The organism is uncultured Fibrobacter sp., assembly GCF_947305105.1.
In the GTDB taxonomy this organism is placed as follows: domain Bacteria; phylum Fibrobacterota; class Fibrobacteria; order Fibrobacterales; family Fibrobacteraceae; genus Fibrobacter.
The window spans coordinates 1-16,047 of sequence record NZ_CAMZCS010000015.1 but is presented as its reverse complement, the minus strand read 5'-3'; the positions used below and the strand labels follow the sequence as shown (position 1 = coordinate 16,047).

The window sequence follows — 16,047 nt, the reverse complement described above, 5'->3', positions numbered from 1 at the left end:
GTCGATAATGAGTGACACAACAAGTCTTGGTGAAAAAGAAAAAAAAAGACAACATATTGATATTGTTGAAGCTATCATAACCAGAATGAGTGAAAATTCAAAGCAAATGAAAGAATGGTGTATTGCTTTGGTTTCCGGAGTTGTTGGAATATCTTTTACAGTGAATATTCCTTGGTTATGTACTATTACGATATTAGTTATTATTCTTTTTGGATACTTAGATGTATTCTATTTACAACTAGAACGCCGCTTTCGGCGTTTGTATAATGATGTTGTTGAAATAGGGAATGATAATCAACCGCCAAAAGTTGTTTCTTTGTATAGCACATCTATAAAAGATTATAAAGACAAAGAATCTTTCAAAGAAGTTTTGAAATCTCCTAGTATTGGCCCTTTTTATGGATGCATGCTTGTTGGTACTTTAATCTTGTCAGTAGTATCATTTTGTATAAATGGAGATGATACGCAAAAGATAAAAGTGACCAATGAAAAAGATGGTATACCTTTAGAAGTAAAGTTGAAAGAATTTGATTCAATAAAAGTTAATTTAGATAAGATTGATTCGTTAATTTTAAAAATTGATGAATTAAAGAGAATGGATATTCAAATTGTTGATACGGTAAAGACTAAAAGTTTGATAAAAAAAGGAAAGTGAATATGGCTAAGTATTTCTTTAAAATAAAAGAGATTGAGGATGCGGGTGATGTTTTTAAAATTGAGGTAAAGGAGGATGCTTGTAATGGCGACAAGGAAAATGTGAATAATATTGATTATACATTTGATTTTGATGAATCTTATCAACAGGGATTATTGGAGGTACGTAAAAAAAAGAAAGAGATAGAAGAAAGATTGAAGGCATATTCATTTCCTGAAAATGTAAATGAAGTTGATTTGTCAAAAGTAATGAATGATTGGTTTCCTGTGGAAAAATGGGATATTTTTCTTTCTCATTCGCATAATGATGATGACGAAAAAATGTCAATTGCGATTTCATATTATTTACAAGAAAAATTCCAATTGAAATGTTTTGTGGATTCGTGTACTTGGGGTTATGCGGATACATTGATAGAAAAAATGAAAAAGTATTACATAGCGAAAGAACAAATTGATAAGGGACTCTATAATGCCATTGTGACTCATGTCCATATTATGTTAAATTCAGCTCTGATGAAAACGATGCAGTCTGCGACAGCTTTTTTGTTTTTGCAAACAAATAATTCTTTAGAAAAAAAACATATGACTGCCGATGATTGGACATATTCGTCATGGATTTACTCGGAATTGTGCATGAGCCGTGTTATGTCGGATATTCTATATTCTCACTCAAAAGCTTCGGATAACAAGTCAAACATCTTGTTGGATTCGGTTCAACTACGCATGGGCTATAGCGATGTAACTACAAGTCATTTGAAAAATGTTACGCTAGCAAACTTGCAATATGCTTTTCATCCTCATTATCAGCAGGATGGTATTTCTAGAAACGAAGATTGTTTTAAACTCTTATACGATAGTGCCAAAACAGATGAAGAAGAATCTATTTGTAATGTTGGATTAGGTGGCACACTAAGTGGTCGCCCTCTTTTTTAAACAACAATAATAAGGAACTTTATGAGCAAAATAATGGATATTGATTCAATTCTTGAACGCTTTAATTGGGTAGAAAATTCTTCTTCAATTCAAGATGTTTATGATTATTACCGGATTCATTGTTGTGATTACGACTTGTTTTATGATAAAAATTTTTCTGAGGAAAAAAATGACTTTTATAAACAATTATATAAAGTACTAAATGATAGACTGGAGAATATAATTAGTGAATCAAATAATTCTAGAAAAAAGAAAGTTTTTTTATCGCATAGTCATGAAGATTTTGAATATACATATCGTGTGGGCTCATATTTGAAAAAGAACTACAATGTTGATGTTTATATTGATGAACTTGATTCTTTAATGCCTTCATCAACGAATTCAGATACTGCTAGAAGATTGAGTAAAAAAATAGAAACCTATGATAGATTCATCTTTGTTGGTACAAAGAATTCATTTAAGTCGAAATGGTGTAATTGGGAACTTGGCATTGCCAATAATAAGAACTTAAAAGGACATCTTGCTTTTTTTGTAATGAACGATCATCCTGCCAAAAGTGGTATTTATGATAAAAATGAGTATGTTGGATTGTATCCGTTTATCTGGGACAAAAAAGTTTTAGACATTGAATCGGATGAAAACGATTTGTTTGTTGGATATTATAAAGATCGCGGAAATTGGGATTTATTTGTACCTTTAAAAGATTGGTTGTGTAAGAATGATAACTTTTTCAATACTGTGCAAAAAAATGAAAAAAATAAGAGAGAATAGGAATGAAATCTGTATTATATCAAATTGTTAATTTGGGAACTCCTAAATGGAAAGACATTCCAAAAGAATTGTCTAGCCATAATATTGATTTTGTGGAAGACGCAAATGTAGATGGTAATTATCCATGTCTATATTTGTATTGGGGAGCAAGTAACGCCGATTCTCAATATAACGGACCCGTTGATTTTGGAAAAATGGTATGTGCTGGCTCAATTCTTCCGATAGTAGAAGATGCTGCTAAATTTAGAGATTTTGTCCCCAAAGCATTAGAAAGTGTGCATGCTTTTATATATGATGCTAATGGAGATAAAAAATTAGAAAATCACATTTTGGCTTACTTTGGTTTAATAGAGCAAAATAGAAAAGTTTTTATTTCGTATAAGCGTTCGGACACTAGTGGCGTTGCGATTCAGTTGTTTGATGAACTTACAAAATTAGGATATCGTCCTTTCTTGGATTCGTACTCAATAGAACCTGGTGTTGATTTTCAGGAATACTTAAAACATGAATTGTCTGATTCCGATGTTTTTGTTTTTTTGAATTCGAAAAATTATCCTAAAAGTCAATTTACCATAGAGGAAATTGAATGTGCTCAAAAATTAAATTTGGGTATTGTTCAAATAGATTTTGATGGGTGTGTAGAAGAATGGAATATATTGAATTGTGCAAAAGTCGTGATAGAACCTAGGAAAAATATGAATTATAGGCTAGGGATTCGAAAAGAATTGTTAATGGATATTATTGCTAAAATCGAAGAAAAACGTGCTGCATTTTTTGAGTATAGGAGAAAGGCTTTAATTGATACGTATAGAATTTTACATCCTGCGGCTAAGATTGTTGGAGAGAGAAATAATTTCGTATTGGATGGATGCGAATTATCGGCATTTTGTGTACACATCCCGAAATCTACAGATTTAGAAAAAAATGAAATGGACTTGAGCGCTTATTGTTCTAAAAATGGATTGATGTGTAATAAGATTTTACTATATGATGCTCAGTTCTGTAGAAGAGATTTGTTTAAACATTTAAAATGGTTAAATATACAAATGCCAAATACAATTCAAACGAGGGATCTCAATGCTAAATAAGAATACAAGAATTTTTCTTTCAGCAGGAATTCCTGACGAAGGCAGAGAAGGTTTTAAAACTACAAATCGAGCTGCTGTGGCTGCAGCTGTTATGGCGTTTACACGAGTATGTGCAGAATATAGTATTCCCTTCTATTTTGGTGGACAGCCTGCAATTACACCTTTAGTGTGGTCTGTAGCAAAAGATTTTAGCGAAGAAAAAAAACCTCTTATCACAATATATCAGTCTCGATTTTTTGAGGGCAGTACTCCTCGTGAGGTTGATTATTTTGAAAATATTGTATGGACTAAAAGTATTGGAAATAATAAAAATGATAGTATTAGGGAATTGCGAAAGCAAATGTTTAGTGAAAATGAGACGATAGCAGCAATTTTTATTGGTGGATCAGATGGTGTTCGTACTGAATACAAAATGCTTAAAGATATGTCTCCTAAAACAAGAATGTTGCCTTTTGCAAGTACTGGAGGAGTTTCAAAGGAGGTCTTTGAAAGAGAAAAAATAGATGAAATTGAATTGACAGAAAGCTTTGCGTATTATCAAATTTTTAACGACTTGCTAAAAGATTATAAGGATGATGCGTGAAAAGGAAGTGTTTCTTGATCATTCCTGTTCTTTAATTCTTTTATTCGATCATCAAGAAAGGGATTGATGAATTTTACTTTTTTCTTTGTATGGCGGTAATATAATACATTATACCAATCACAAAAGAAATCGTCCTCAAATTTGTAATAATGGTAATCAGGCGCTTTTTGACGCATTTTTTCTTCTTCTGTAGATAAAATTTTAAGTAATGCATCAAACTCGTTTAAAGATGAAAATGTTGTCTTGTATTCGAAAGGTTCGTCTTTCACATTTTCAATGGCAGCAATTCGTTCGACAAGGTCTTTTTTCTCTTCATAGAAATGCATATTGTGCGCTGTATGATAATAGTTCCCTAATTTTAAACCTAATATAGATGCAAAGTATTCTTGCATAAAAGTAAAGTTGAATATATTAACGCCACTAGCACCCCAAATTAAATCATTTGATCGCATAGTAACAATAAGATTTAATTTATTTTCAGATGCGTCTTTTATAAAGTGAAGCATCCGTGTGCATGGAAAATCCTTCGTTCGCTTTATTGTCGTTTTGTCTGTCTCAAAACAATCTTTTGTTGGGTCGCCTATATTTATTACAGCTTGTCTTGTTTCTGGATCTCTTTCAAAACATTTTGAAACGAAAAGAAATTGATCTATGTCTTGGGTTTGAGTAATGAGATGGTTGTTAATCTTATAATCCTCATTACTCCCATTATAGTGCCTTAGTCTAGGACCATACCCTCCCCTCATAAATAATCCATCGTCTGAGAAATTATTCAATGTTAGGCAATAAAATCTGGCAAAAGCCATGTCGTTTCGTCCTGATGCTAACCACAATGATTCTGCATAGGGGAGAACAAGACTATTTCGTCTTTCTGAAATTGTAATCAGGCGAGCAGTAGGGTTGGTTATTTTAAACATGTAGGGCTCAGGTAGCTCGTAGCATACTTTCCCACGTGTTTCTCGACGAATGCCTTCTTTTAATAAAAGCCTACATGTGTCTCTTAAAAAGGTGTTTATTCCTGGAAATTCTGCAGTATACATTTTTTGTCTCCAACATTCCATTTAGGCGGAAAGAATAAACATAATGATTTCTTTTGAGGCGTATATTTTTGTTTAATTCGCACATTGTCAACAACCAACTCAGGTTTCTTTTCTCGTAAATATTTGTCTGTTTCGCAAAAACAATTTTGTAAATCAATTAAGGTTGGGAGATGTCCAGGGATGGGCTTGAATTCTGTATAACCATACTTTTTTTGTAAGTCATCAAAATTTTCATGGACGTAAATTATAGCATCTTCAAAATTATTCCCATTGCTTTTAAAGCATTTTTTTATACCTCTAATTGCACCAATGCCGGCTTTGACAAATGAATTTTCACTGAAATTAATAAAGGGAGAATAGTTGAAATCTATTGAGTATTGGTAAGCTAGGAAGTCTCCAAGGAAAGATTTTGCTCGCAATAGGTTAAATAATTTTCCCAAGGAAGATATTTCAAGTATTCTAGAAAAAGTAGATGTATCAATGAATTCTTTTTTCACCATTGTCAACCATTTTTCGTGCTTTGAAGACAAATAGTTATATAGTTGGTGACTGCCTGTCATCATATAGGCGTTGTTGAAAATAGGATAATTTTTTTGCCTTTTACTTAATATCTGACTAATAAAATGAGGGTCAAAGCTTTTTATTGTAATGGGCTCAGGAAGGGCTTTGCTCAAATAATCCCACGTTTCAATTTTATTAAAAATTTTGAAAATGAGAATTCTTAATAGAACATCTTCTGCGGAATAAGCGGAAATATCTTTGTAAATTACATTTTTTATTAGATATTGACTTGTTCTATCGCAAGCTCTATATACGTTAGTGAATTTATATTTTTTAAGAATTGGGTCTTCTGTTAGATTTGATTCGCCATTTAACTTATGCCAAAAAACATTCATTCTTTCTTGAATGAAATAAAAGTAATATTTAAGTATTTCTTCATTTGGCTGAATTCTACTTCGCTTCGCCTTCATATCGTTTAAAATCCTCAAATTTGAATTTCAAGGGGATGTCTATTAAGCCATTCTCGGAGTATTTTTTTGATATATAATTCCAAAGCTTCTCGCAATCTGCATAATCAACTTTTTGATGTCCTCTGTTTTTACAAATACATTTTGAAAATTTGTCGGGCAATAAAATCATTGATTTTCCCAAATAATAATATTCAGTACATATTAAAACATGATCAGTTTTGCCAGTATCTCGATTGAGATTTTTAGGATTGGGAGAGCCGTCATCTAAAGAATGGTGGGAGTCTTCTTGAATCCATTGACTGCTATCTGAGTCTGAATGATGATAAATATTATCTCCATATAATTTCATCAAACTTCCATTCATTACGGGCTTTTTACAGGCGTATTCTGGAGAATTCCAGTATTCATCGAATGATAATATTTTAGATACTTTTGCGATGTAAATTAGTTTGTGATTATTTTTCTTTTGTGCATTTCCAATAATAAAGTCTCCGATTTTTGCATTTTTTCTGATGACTGGCTTGCATGTGGCTAATGTTAAAACATTATAAAAGGGATTAGGGGCAAAACCGTAATCTCGTGAAACGATATATGCGTATCCATTATTAGAGTTTTTCATTAGCATACCCCCCTGTGTGATTGACTAACTCTTTGTGTTCCATCGGCATTTTCAAAGGATGGAACTCCATTTAATGCGTCTATTATTTTATCGCTTCGCCATCCGACAATTGAACTTGCGAATTTCTGTAAATTTTCAGGAATGTCTGAATCTGCGGCCCCGTTGCAAAAAACGCCGACAATGTTTTTCCCCATTTTCATAGCTTGTTCAATTTCCCAATTAACCCAATCGCTATCATGTGTATGTGGACCAATTAGGCAAATAAAATCACCTGCTTTAGAAATTAGAGGACGTAATAGACTTTTGATATAGTCGTCATCTTTGGCGTTATTGAATTTTTCTGAGGTGACTGAGTAGTTACGAAGATCGTATTTATCTCCGATTAGATTTTTTAATTTTTTTATGTTTTCTTCGTCACCATGATAGTGACTAATGAAAACATTCTTTTTTTCAGGTTCTTTCATATTTCCTCCAAACTTAATTTATGAATATTGTTTTAGCAAAATTTTAAAATCATTTCCATTCCACTTCTTCTTCTGCCTTGTTATAAACTTCCATAAGGTTCTGAACATTTACGCGACTCACAAGCCAGCCGCGTAGGCTGCATTGCTGGATAAATTCGTCAATGCGGTTCCTTCCGCTGAGTTCTTTGAGTGTAATAACCACGCCAAAGGGGAGCCCTTCGCCATCGTTTTGTCTTAAACGGTTCATTGTGGTGAGTTTGATTCCCCAGTTCCCATTGGCGTTGGCATATACCTTGCGTGGCTTGCTTCGGCTTGTCAAGTGATCTGAAATGTACTTGATGTTATCCCATTTGCGGAAATACCGACGAACATGTTCTTCGGTAAAATCATACAAGTCCTCGATTTCTTCGGGTTCCTCCTTGTTGCCCTTGAGACTTTGAACTTTGCCTCTGTCATTTATTCGCCCAAATCGAAGCTCCATTTCGGTGTTGGTGTAATCAACACCTTGGTTTCGTTCGCAATTGGGGTAATAGCAGAGAGTCGCCTTTGCCACAAAGGGATGTGTTCCGTTTGCAATAGGTATGGGGATGCCATAATTATATGTGCAGTATTCTTTTGTTTTTTCTGTTAAAATGAAGCGAATTTCGTCATCTTTACTACGGATAATGTCTTCGATTCTTCTAGGAACTAATCCATAGCCGATTTTTATTGATGTTTCCTCATTTGGATCCCATCCTGCGGCAGAATCAATGAGCAGAGCCTTGGCGACTTCACGGCGCAATCCCATGACATAAATCAGGTAGGCCATTTTGCGGGCAATCCAGGGGGCGGCATAAGATGTTCCAGAAACGAGCGTTTTGCCCTTGGGGCCGAACGCGGCAATCTTTTTCTTATAGTCGCCACCGTAATAGCATATGTCCGGTTTATTGTAGAAAGAAAGGACGGGCCCTGTACGCGTGTAAGAAGCCGGTTTTCTTTCAAAGTCTACCGAATTTACAACAATAGAATTGATGGAATCCGCCGGTGCGCCGATTCGCTTTTCCCCTTGTTCGCTGACATCCTTGTTTGTTCCTGCGATAATGAATGTTACGTCATTTTCGTATTGGATTTTATCGAGAATGGCTGCTTCGGGAGAAATGTAGTTTTCCGGGATTTCTTGTTTTGAACCGAGCGAAAGGTTCCAAACTTTGATGTTCTTGTTTTCGGAGACTATCTGCTTGATGGCTTTTAGTATGGTAAATGTACTGCCGACACTCCCGGCAAGAACACCAAAATGTTTAACACGAAAGCGGCCGCAACCGTCATCAAGTTCTGGATTGAGTGCCGGACCATCTACGATAATCGAAGAGACGGTGGTTCCGTGTTCAGAGTCTTCTTTCTTGATGTCAATTTCGTCGGGAACCATATTGACATAGTCGACCCATTTCGAAAAATAGGCACCTGTGTCGAATACTGTATCGATAACACCGATAATCGGTTCGTTTGTCGGTTCTGCAATATGGGGCATTACGCCTTCTGTTGTCTCAAAGTCATCCTTAGTGTATTTAGAAATATCAGAAACAACCATCGCAATAAGGTATGGTGCTTTGTTGTTCAAGATATTCACTTCGTGTGGCAATAATTGCAGTGTGGTTCCGTTGATAATTCTGTCATTGGTTATAACAATGCCGAAACCTCTCAATAAATCAGTGGTATCTTCGCCTATATCATAGATGGAAATGAGCGATGTCTCGTCTAATATTTTAGGTGCTCTGTCCTTTGCGAAGTGGCTTATATAAAAGCAGTCTTTGACGCACTGCATAAACATCGTTTTGGACATGACTTTAATTGGCCAAGTGCCCGTAGACAATTGCTCTAAATCTTCAGCAGTGACTTCGCCTCCGAAATTATTTTCAATGATTTTTTGGCAATCGTCAAGGCGTTCTATTGCCTTGGTGAATTCGTCTTTGTCAAAACAATAGGTGATAATGTGTTTCGTCTTTGTCTTGTCAAATTTTGCGCCCACAATATGTTCGTCGCAGTCAAATGCGAAAATATTCCGCATACGGTTGCTTTTGGCGATAATACGATTATAGTGAACGTCTAACAAGGCTTTGGGCAGCGTTGAGTCATGCAACCATCTTGATTGTTCTATTTTTAGTCCTTGGATTAATGAGCCGACGTGCTCTGCCGAAACAGAACCTTTACTGGGGAGCTTTGGAGCCCCTGGTTTTGTTGGATTTTGAGCGTGTTCAAATCGCCCTTTTAAAAGGAGAACATCATTCATTATTTATCTCCTTGTAGAGCTCTGGCGACCTGACTTTTGGATACACCGGAAAGTATTTCAATTTCGCGGACGGTGAAGCCTTGTTCTTGCAATTGTTGCAGGTCGCTAGGAATGTGCCCAATGAATTTTTCGTACAGGCGTCTAAGGTAATCGCATTCGATACTTGCATCGCTGAATGCGACAGCAGTCTTGATGATGTTTTTGAGTTCGCCGGGATTGGGGAGACTTCCGTTTTTGCTGATGATTTTAAAGAACAATCTTGTGTTGCGTCCTGCTATCTTGAACTTGGTCAGGAAATTATTCAAAATGGATTCTGCAATTTCTTGCAGGTCGTCTTGCGTGTATCGGTTGAAATCAACAATGGAATCGAAACGGCGGGAGAGCGCCTTGTCAAAATGCTTGAAAAGGTTTGTCGTTGCAATGATGGTGATTTGCTCGTTGAGGTTGTCGAAGCCTTTGAGGATTGCCGATGTGGCGCGGCCCATTTCGCGAAGGTCTTGCGAATTGGTTCTGTCAAGTGCGATGGCGTCAATTTCGTCAAACAGCACGAGGATTTTTTCTGGGTGTGCAAAGTGGTTCAGCTCGTCGAAAAGTGCGGCGATGTTCTTTTGCGTCTGGCCGAGTTTGCTGTCGATGATGGTGTCGAAATCCACGCAGAACAGGTCGCGTTCCAAGATGCGAGCGATTTGCCGGACAGATTCGGTCTTGCCCGTTCCGGGGGCTCCCTGGAACAGGAATTTGTTGATGCCCATGTTCCGCTGGATGGCGTTGATGATTCCGAGAATGTCTTTTTCGATGGAAGTGGGGAGTGGGAGCGATTCTTGAGAAGGGCTCATTTTCTTGAAAAAGGTCATCTGGTCTTCGTGCATCTGTGGCACAAAGGCGTTCGCGCTCGACATAAGGGCCATGATGTATTCTGAAAGCTGGAAATCGCCGCTAGCATCAAAATCCCGGGCAATTTCGTATGCCTCCTCGCGGAAAGCGGGATCGTTTTTTTCGGCGTAATAGCGAATCAGATTGATAATATTCTTCTTTTTCATGGACTTGACCTACCTTGCTCATCAATATAAATAATCTTGGGACAAAAGTCAAGTATTTTGGGACAAATAGTGAAAAATAGCATTGAAGGGCTTTTTACCCCCTCTTCATCCCCTTAATCTTTTCCTTGTGCATCGCCTTTAGCCTTGCTCGGTCTGCGTTGAGCGAAGCAATATCCCGTGCAATCGCTTCTATTTCGGTCGGGTTTAGTCTTGCAGGCAAGCTCTTGTAGTACCTCTCAAAATCCTTGTCGCGGATGGTCCCTTCGGGGATTCTGTCGCCCATCTTTGCGTTGTTCCCGAAAATCACGAGGTCGATGAACTTGTCCTTCAGTTTCGGGAACTTTTCGCACAACGCCTGGATGTGCCCGTAGTTCTGGTGGTGAGGATTTTTCATCGAGAACTTCTTTTTTCCCCAGTTCACGATTACTGTCCATTGCTTGTCGTAGGCGCTGCCGACAATCAGCCCGATGTACGTTTTCTTTTCTACGATGAGGACGCCCTTCTCGGTTACGGCGATGATGTCGATTTGCTGAACCCCGTGACTCCCGTCCACATAGACGTCTTTAAAGATAATCCCCTTGCTTACGGACTTGATGTTGTTTGCCGTATAGTTCTCGCCGATATGCCCGACAATCTGGTTCTGGAAGAACCACATGCAAAAGACAATCGCAGCTAAAATGAAGAGAATCGTTATCATATTACCGGCTTTCCTGTATGACGATTTTGCCGGATTCACTTTCCTGGATCACGATGCCGGCTTCTTCGCCGTTTTGGATTGCTTCTCGAAGAAGTAGCAGCGTCCGTCCTTGACTTTGATCTTGTCCCCGTAAACTTCGTCCAGCGCTTTTGCCAGGGTCTTGCCCTTCTTGTCGCTGACCTTCAGCAATAGGGGATGGTACTGAAGGCTGTACGCCCACGAAAGTGAACATCCCAAAAGGAACAATATGGACAGGAGCTTCAATTTCATTGTCGGCCTCATATTTAATATGAAATATACCCTTATTACATCACTTCCAACAAAAGGCAATGTTGAAAATGGACTAAATCTCAACAATACGCATTGCTATCGATAAAATGGTAATTTTCTACGGCATATTTGCAAAAGTGCCGTAGATTTGTTATATTATGAATATGCCCAAATATGATGGAAAGGAAATTCGCCACACGGAAGGGTTCATGCTTCGCGACAACATGAGCGTCTACCAATATCACCAAACCTTGCAAAAGGTTCAGGCGGGCGAACTGCTTCGCCTGCGTCCGGGTGTGTTTGCGGAACCCGTCTCGTTGGCAGATACGATGCTCGATATGGATGTTCTTATTCCTGGCGGTGTGGTTTGCATGTACTCGGCGTGGGAACATTATGAGCTTTCTACGCAAGTTCCGAATGCGTTTTGCGTCGCAATTCCTCGCAAGCGCAAACTTGTACTGCCCGAATTCCCTCCGATAACGCTGTATTACTGGTCGGATCATTTGCTTGAATTTGGAACTGTACAGGCGGAGGTCCACGGGCACAATGTTCATATCACTGATTTGGAACGGTCTGTTTGCGATGCCATCAAATACCGCAATAAAATCGGGTTGGACGTGTGTGCCGAAATCCTCAGGACATATCTACGTCGCCCCGGCAGGAACCTCCCTAAACTTACGGAATACGCAAAAAAACTTCGAGTCGCTGCTACGCTGAAAAAGTACCTGGAGGTTTGGGTAGAGGCTCCTCCCATTCCAAATAAAATCGAAATGTCAAAATATGTCTTAGCGGGAATGTATATTTAGAGAAAAGAGGGTTTGTAATGTCAAACGAATTGGCCAAACAAATATCATATATTCTTTATAGCAGTCCAGAAGAAGATGTCAAGGTCATGGCTTTGGTCAAGGACGAAACCATTTGGCTGACGCAAAAGGCGATGAGCGAGCTGTTTGATTGCTCTGCTGATAACATTGGATTGCATTTGAAAAATGTTTATGAAAGCGGAGAGTTGGAAAAAAATCGAACTACCGAGGAAATCTCGGTAGTTCAAAAAGAGGGTTCTCGTTCTGTAAAGCGCAATGTATCCTTCTACAATCTCGATGCGATCATTTCTGTGGGCTACCGCGTAAATTCTGCAAAAGCGACGAAATTCCGCATTTGGGCAACGGGAATCCTGAAGGAATACATAAAAAAAGGCTTTGTTCTGGATGACGAACGGCTTAAGCAAGGCAAGGCGGTTTTTGGTAAGGACTATTTCAAGGAACTTTTGGAAAGGGTTCGCTCTATCCGTGCGAGCGAACGTCGCATTTGGCAGCAGATAACGGATATTTTTGCGGAATGCTCTATAGATTACAGTAAGGATTCCGAAATAACGAAAAAGTTTTTTGCTACCGTCCAGAACAAGTTCCATTACGCAATTACGGGCCAGACTGCGGCAGAAATTGTGTATGAACGAGCTGACCATAAAAAAGACCATATGGGCTTGACTACCTGGAAAAATTCGCCGAATGGTCGTGTGCTGAAAAGCGATGTGAATATTGCCAAGAATTATCTGTCGGAAAAGCAGATTCGCCAGCTAGAGCGGGCGGTGAGCGGCTACTTTGACTATATCGAAGACTTGATTGAACGCGAAATTCCATTCAACATGCAGCAGTTTGCTGCCAGCGTGAATGAGTTCCTTGAATTCAGAAAATACGACATTCTCGATGGCAACGGGAAGATCAGTAGGGACCAGGCGGATGAAAAGGCTTTTGGTGAATACGATATTTTCAATCGTACGCAAAAGATTGATTCCGATTTCGACAAGATGGTGCGGAATATAAAGAAGAATTAAAGGATCTTCAGTTGAAATGTAACTAGGTCCTATCTTCCCACCTTCACTTCGTAATTCGCTTTCTTCTCGCCGAGGCGGCTTCCGTTGATGCGGAACATTTTGGCGGGTGCTGTTCTTGCCGGCGTTATTCCCGCGCGGTATTGCCATTGCATAAAGTGGTCCTGCTGTTGCGTCCAGATGCGGTCCGTGCCTTGGCCGCAGTTTTCGCCTCCGCAGGTCTCGCTGGTGTCGGCAGCGCTTGCTGTAACAGCAATTGAGTCCGTCGAAACGGTGAAGTTGTCGAATCGTATAAAGCAGTCGTGGGTGGGGGCCCATTCGGCGCTGCTTCCGCCGTGGAAGGTGGAGAGGTAGAACTTGTCGACTTTCACGGTGTCGTAGTCGCGGAGCCTGAGCGTGTCTACGTCGAGTACGGGTTCGCCGTCGAGCCATGCCTGCACGCGGCCGTTCTTGTCGCCGTTGCCGGGCGCGGTTATGGTATTCATGCTTACCTTGTTCACAATGCGGTGCCACGTGCCGGTGGTGAACTGCTTTTGCGTGATGGTGCCGTTCAGGTCCCACTTGAAATCGTCGCCGTATTCGGAGCTTTGCCCCATGAAATAGATGAGCTGCACGGCGTTGCCGTCTTTGCGCCACATGATGCGTGCGCTCCAGCCGTCGCCGGTTTCGGGGAGGGCGTTGCCGGTGTAGCACTTTCCGCCGCATAGGCCGGGGAGTTTGCCGCCCAGCTGGAATTCAAATCCGTCTTCGAAGAATATGTCGTAGGCGCTCCACATGGTATCGGCGGTTTTCACGAGCGGCTGGATGATTTGCGCGGCGCAGGCAGGGGTGTCGTTGTCACTCGGGCCCACGCAGCCTTTGGGGTACTTGAGTTGCAGTACGTTGCCGTGTTCTTCGCCGTCGTACACGATTTTGGAATTTTCGCCATTGTTCTTGTCCATGGCGTACCACCAACTTTTGTCGTAGTCGTTGCGCTTGAAGTCTTCTTTTGCTTCTGCATTGCCGTACACGCCGACTTCGCGGTTTTCGAAGTCGACAAACGAGACGGTGTCGCTGGCCCCTTGCGCGGATTGTGCGAAGGTGGCCGCAGCGGCAAACAGGGTGGTGCATATATATCGTTTCATATTGTTTCTATGTATTAATCTATAGCTTTTTTTGCGAGGAGCGCTGGAATTTTTGCATATTTCTTGCAAAAGGGAGATTCTTATGACTATTGCCTTGATTGTCTATCTCGTGTTCCTTTTATTGATTGCGGTTCGCAGTGCGCGGCGTGTCAAGGATGTTCCTGATTTCTTCGTGGCGCGCAAGGGCGCGTCGGCCAAGGCGGTGGCGGGGAGTCTCGTCGCGACGATTCTCGGCGGGTCGGCGGTGATCGGTGCGGTGGATTCCGGCGCAAGGCTTGGCGGGGCTGCCAGCTGGTTCATGCTCGTGGGGGCGCTCGGGCTCTTGGCTCTGATTCCTTTTGCGGGCCGCGCGTATAGTCACGGAAAGTATGCGCTTCCGGATTTGGTGGAGAATCTCTACGGTAAGGGTCCGCGTTTGGTGGCCTCCGTCGTGATTCCTGTTGCGTGGACGGGCATTGTCGCGGCCCAGATTATTGCGGCGGCAAAGCTCCTGATGACTTTTACTCCTATGGGCTACACTACTGCGGCGATTGTGGCGGCGGCTGTCTTTACGGGTTACACGCTTGCGGGCGGGCAGCTTTCGATTTTGCGTACAGACTTTTTCCAGGCTTGCCTGATTATTGCCGGGTTGTTGCTTGTGGCGGGGTTTGCGCTGTTCGGCGTGGGCGGGCCGTCGGTCGGCTTTGCGGATAGTCTCTTGAGCGGTTCTTCTGCTCCGGCGTTCCCGTTTAGTACAAACTTCTCTCCGTTCGACTTGTTCTTGCTGGTGCTTACTTACGGCACTACGTACACGGCGGGTCCCGACATTTTTAGCCGCATGTTCTGCGCGAAGGACGTGGCCACGGCGAAGAAGGGCATTGCGTTTGCGGCTTGTACGCTTATCCCGGTTGCGTTCGTCATTGGCTTCTTGGCTGTGTATGGTGCTGGGCTTGGCGATGTGTCTGGCGCGCGTATCACTGCTATTGCAGACAAAGTATTGCCGCCGTTTCTCATTCCGTTGTTTGCACTTGCCTTGCTCAGCGTTGTCTTGAGCAGTGCCGACACTACGCTTCTCAGCAGTTCCGTAATCATTTGCGGGCTGTTCGGCGTAGAGAAGCGCTCGGCGGGCGTTGCGCGTGCGCGCATCGTGATTCTTTTGAACGGTATCGTGGCGCTGTTGCTTGCGCTTGTATTTACCGACATCATCGGCACGTTGCTGCTTGCGCTTGCTGTATATGCGGGCGCGTTCACTGTCCCTATATTATGGGGGCTTCTCGGGCTTAGGGCCAAGCCGAGGTTCGTTGCGGCGGCTATTGTCGCTGGCGGCGCGCTTGCTTTGGCCGGAAAACTGTGCCCTGCGCTGCCTGGAACGCTTGGTGCGCACACGGGAGATATACTTATGGTCGCTGCGTTCGCTGTGAATGCCATTATATTGGCGTTTGGGCGTGTTTCCAAATAATGCGAAAATGCGAATAAAAACGATAAACGTTGACAATATGTTGATAAGCTGGATATAACGTGGATTATTTCCGGTCAATTCAAAAAAAATTAAAAAAATTCATTTTTTTTCAAAAAACCCCTTGACATTCTCCCTGAAAATTCTATAATTGGCCTCACCCACGAACGAGACGCCTGAACGGCCGAACGGGACTGGGACGGAGGCCCGAGAGGCCGCCGGGCAGATTGAAGGAATCGGAGATGTGCTTAGTGACGGCCC

17 protein-coding genes are annotated in these 16,047 nt (G+C 41.1%); 8 read left to right on the top strand and 9 right to left on the bottom strand.

The window, feature by feature from the left end; translation table 11 throughout:
- Positions 1 to 7: 7 nt before the first annotated feature.
- Genes Q0Y46_RS08495 through Q0Y46_RS08475 form a run of 5 tightly spaced genes read left to right on the top strand, consistent with a single transcriptional unit; the run spans position 8 to position 4,029 of the window.
- Positions 8 to 655 carry a hypothetical protein gene (locus Q0Y46_RS08495; protein ID WP_297946634.1) on the top strand — a complete coding sequence of 216 codons (648 nt, stop codon included), beginning with the start codon at positions 8 to 10 and terminating at the stop codon, positions 653 to 655.
- A gap of 2 nt (positions 656 to 657) precedes the next feature.
- Positions 658 to 1,587, top strand: coding sequence for a hypothetical protein (locus Q0Y46_RS08490; protein ID WP_297946632.1), 930 nt, complete (start codon positions 658 to 660; stop codon positions 1,585 to 1,587).
- A gap of 33 nt (positions 1,588 to 1,620) precedes the next feature.
- A complete protein-coding gene (locus Q0Y46_RS08485) occupies positions 1,621 to 2,358 on the top strand; it encodes a toll/interleukin-1 receptor domain-containing protein (protein WP_297946630.1) in 738 nt (245 codons plus the stop codon).
- Positions 2,359 to 2,360: 2 nt separating this feature from the next.
- Positions 2,361 to 3,446: a toll/interleukin-1 receptor domain-containing protein gene (locus Q0Y46_RS08480; RefSeq protein WP_297946628.1), complete on the top strand. Its 1,086-nt coding sequence runs from the start codon at positions 2,361 to 2,363 to the stop codon at positions 3,444 to 3,446.
- The gene (locus Q0Y46_RS08475; protein WP_297946626.1) at positions 3,436 to 4,029 is read left to right on the top strand and encodes a hypothetical protein; all 594 of its coding nucleotides are present in this window, start codon (positions 3,436 to 3,438) and stop codon (positions 4,027 to 4,029) included. Before Q0Y46_RS08480 ends, Q0Y46_RS08475 begins: the two co-directional genes overlap by 11 nt.
- On the opposite strand, the gene Q0Y46_RS08470 is transcribed toward Q0Y46_RS08475, so the two are convergent.
- The 8 genes from Q0Y46_RS08470 to Q0Y46_RS08435 all read right to left on the bottom strand — a co-directional run bounded on the left by Q0Y46_RS08470 (position 4,011) and on the right by Q0Y46_RS08435 (position 11,396).
- Complete coding sequence (locus Q0Y46_RS08470) at positions 4,011 to 5,069, bottom strand: thymidylate synthase (protein ID WP_297946624.1); 1,059 nt, start codon at positions 5,067 to 5,069, stop codon at positions 4,011 to 4,013. The genes Q0Y46_RS08475 and Q0Y46_RS08470 overlap by 19 nt on opposite strands.
- On the bottom strand, positions 5,042 to 6,040 hold the full coding sequence (locus tag Q0Y46_RS08465; protein WP_297946622.1) for a nucleotide kinase domain-containing protein: 999 nt from the start codon (positions 6,038 to 6,040) through the stop codon (positions 5,042 to 5,044). Before Q0Y46_RS08465 ends, Q0Y46_RS08470 begins: the two co-directional genes overlap by 28 nt.
- Positions 6,021 to 6,659 carry a hypothetical protein gene (locus Q0Y46_RS08460; protein ID WP_297946620.1) on the bottom strand — a complete coding sequence of 213 codons (639 nt, stop codon included), beginning with the start codon at positions 6,657 to 6,659 and terminating at the stop codon, positions 6,021 to 6,023. Before Q0Y46_RS08460 ends, Q0Y46_RS08465 begins: the two co-directional genes overlap by 20 nt.
- Entirely contained in the window at positions 6,659 to 7,123 is a 465-nt protein-coding gene (locus Q0Y46_RS08455) for a TIR domain-containing protein (protein ID WP_297946618.1), read from the bottom strand. Before Q0Y46_RS08455 ends, Q0Y46_RS08460 begins: the two co-directional genes overlap by 1 nt.
- 49 nt (positions 7,124 to 7,172) lie before the next feature.
- Positions 7,173 to 9,389 carry a S8 family peptidase gene (locus tag Q0Y46_RS08450; protein ID WP_297946616.1) on the bottom strand — a complete coding sequence of 739 codons (2,217 nt, stop codon included), beginning with the start codon at positions 9,387 to 9,389 and terminating at the stop codon, positions 7,173 to 7,175.
- Entirely contained in the window at positions 9,389 to 10,429 is a 1,041-nt protein-coding gene (locus Q0Y46_RS08445) for an ATP-binding protein (RefSeq protein WP_297946614.1), read from the bottom strand. Before Q0Y46_RS08445 ends, Q0Y46_RS08450 begins: the two co-directional genes overlap by 1 nt.
- 94 nt (positions 10,430 to 10,523) lie before the next feature.
- Positions 10,524 to 11,126, bottom strand: a complete 603-nt coding sequence (locus tag Q0Y46_RS08440) for a nuclease-related domain-containing protein (protein ID WP_297946612.1) — start codon at positions 11,124 to 11,126, stop codon at positions 10,524 to 10,526.
- Between the two features lie 48 nt (positions 11,127 to 11,174).
- Complete coding sequence (locus Q0Y46_RS08435) at positions 11,175 to 11,396, bottom strand: hypothetical protein (RefSeq protein WP_297946610.1); 222 nt, start codon at positions 11,394 to 11,396, stop codon at positions 11,175 to 11,177.
- Positions 11,397 to 11,554: 158 nt separating this feature from the next.
- Between Q0Y46_RS08435 and Q0Y46_RS08430 the strand changes: the two genes are divergently transcribed.
- Both Q0Y46_RS08430 and Q0Y46_RS08425 read left to right on the top strand, forming a co-directional pair.
- Entirely contained in the window at positions 11,555 to 12,202 is a 648-nt protein-coding gene (locus Q0Y46_RS08430) for a hypothetical protein (protein WP_297946608.1), read from the top strand.
- Positions 12,203 to 12,219: 17 nt separating this feature from the next.
- A complete protein-coding gene (locus Q0Y46_RS08425) occupies positions 12,220 to 13,230 on the top strand; it encodes a virulence RhuM family protein (RefSeq protein WP_297946606.1) in 1,011 nt (336 codons plus the stop codon).
- A 29-nt stretch (positions 13,231 to 13,259) separates the two neighbouring features.
- On the opposite strand, the gene Q0Y46_RS08420 is transcribed toward Q0Y46_RS08425, so the two are convergent.
- Complete coding sequence (locus Q0Y46_RS08420) at positions 13,260 to 14,351, bottom strand: polysaccharide lyase (protein ID WP_297946604.1); 1,092 nt, start codon at positions 14,349 to 14,351, stop codon at positions 13,260 to 13,262.
- 82 nt (positions 14,352 to 14,433) lie between these two features.
- Between Q0Y46_RS08420 and Q0Y46_RS08415 the strand changes: the two genes are divergently transcribed.
- Positions 14,434 to 15,789, top strand: coding sequence for a hypothetical protein (locus Q0Y46_RS08415; RefSeq protein WP_297946602.1), 1,356 nt, complete (start codon positions 14,434 to 14,436; stop codon positions 15,787 to 15,789).
- Positions 15,790 to 16,047 lie beyond the last annotated feature (258 nt).

Bases quoted from the DNA above. Each gene is read 5' to 3' on its own strand.
- Q0Y46_RS08430 (WP_297946608.1), top strand. From the start codon at position 11,555: ATGAATATGCCCAAATATGATGGAAAGGAAATTCGCCACACGGAAGGG.
- Q0Y46_RS08480 (WP_297946628.1), top strand. From the start codon at position 2,361: ATGAAATCTGTATTATATCAAATTGTTAATTTGGGAACTCCTAAATGG.
- Q0Y46_RS08490 (WP_297946632.1), top strand. From the start codon at position 658: ATGGCTAAGTATTTCTTTAAAATAAAAGAGATTGAGGATGCGGGTGAT.
- Q0Y46_RS08475 (WP_297946626.1), top strand. From the start codon at position 3,436: ATGCTAAATAAGAATACAAGAATTTTTCTTTCAGCAGGAATTCCTGAC.
- Q0Y46_RS08460 (WP_297946620.1), bottom strand. From the start codon at position 6,659: ATGAAAAACTCTAATAATGGATACGCATATATCGTTTCACGAGATTAC.
- Q0Y46_RS08415 (WP_297946602.1), top strand. From the start codon at position 14,434: ATGACTATTGCCTTGATTGTCTATCTCGTGTTCCTTTTATTGATTGCG.
- Q0Y46_RS08425 (WP_297946606.1), top strand. From the start codon at position 12,220: ATGTCAAACGAATTGGCCAAACAAATATCATATATTCTTTATAGCAGT.
- Q0Y46_RS08440 (WP_297946612.1), bottom strand. From the start codon at position 11,126: ATGATAACGATTCTCTTCATTTTAGCTGCGATTGTCTTTTGCATGTGG.
- Q0Y46_RS08470 (WP_297946624.1), bottom strand. From the start codon at position 5,069: ATGTATACTGCAGAATTTCCAGGAATAAACACCTTTTTAAGAGACACA.
- Q0Y46_RS08420 (WP_297946604.1), bottom strand. From the start codon at position 14,351: ATGAAACGATATATATGCACCACCCTGTTTGCCGCTGCGGCCACCTTC.
- Q0Y46_RS08435 (WP_297946610.1), bottom strand. From the start codon at position 11,396: ATGAAATTGAAGCTCCTGTCCATATTGTTCCTTTTGGGATGTTCACTT.
- Q0Y46_RS08450 (WP_297946616.1), bottom strand. From the start codon at position 9,389: ATGAATGATGTTCTCCTTTTAAAAGGGCGATTTGAACACGCTCAAAAT.
- Q0Y46_RS08465 (WP_297946622.1), bottom strand. From the start codon at position 6,040: ATGAAGGCGAAGCGAAGTAGAATTCAGCCAAATGAAGAAATACTTAAA.
- Q0Y46_RS08445 (WP_297946614.1), bottom strand. From the start codon at position 10,429: ATGAAAAAGAAGAATATTATCAATCTGATTCGCTATTACGCCGAAAAA.
- Q0Y46_RS08455 (WP_297946618.1), bottom strand. From the start codon at position 7,123: ATGAAAGAACCTGAAAAAAAGAATGTTTTCATTAGTCACTATCATGGT.
- Q0Y46_RS08485 (WP_297946630.1), top strand. From the start codon at position 1,621: ATGGATATTGATTCAATTCTTGAACGCTTTAATTGGGTAGAAAATTCT.
- Q0Y46_RS08495 (WP_297946634.1), top strand. From the start codon at position 8: ATGAGTGACACAACAAGTCTTGGTGAAAAAGAAAAAAAAAGACAACAT.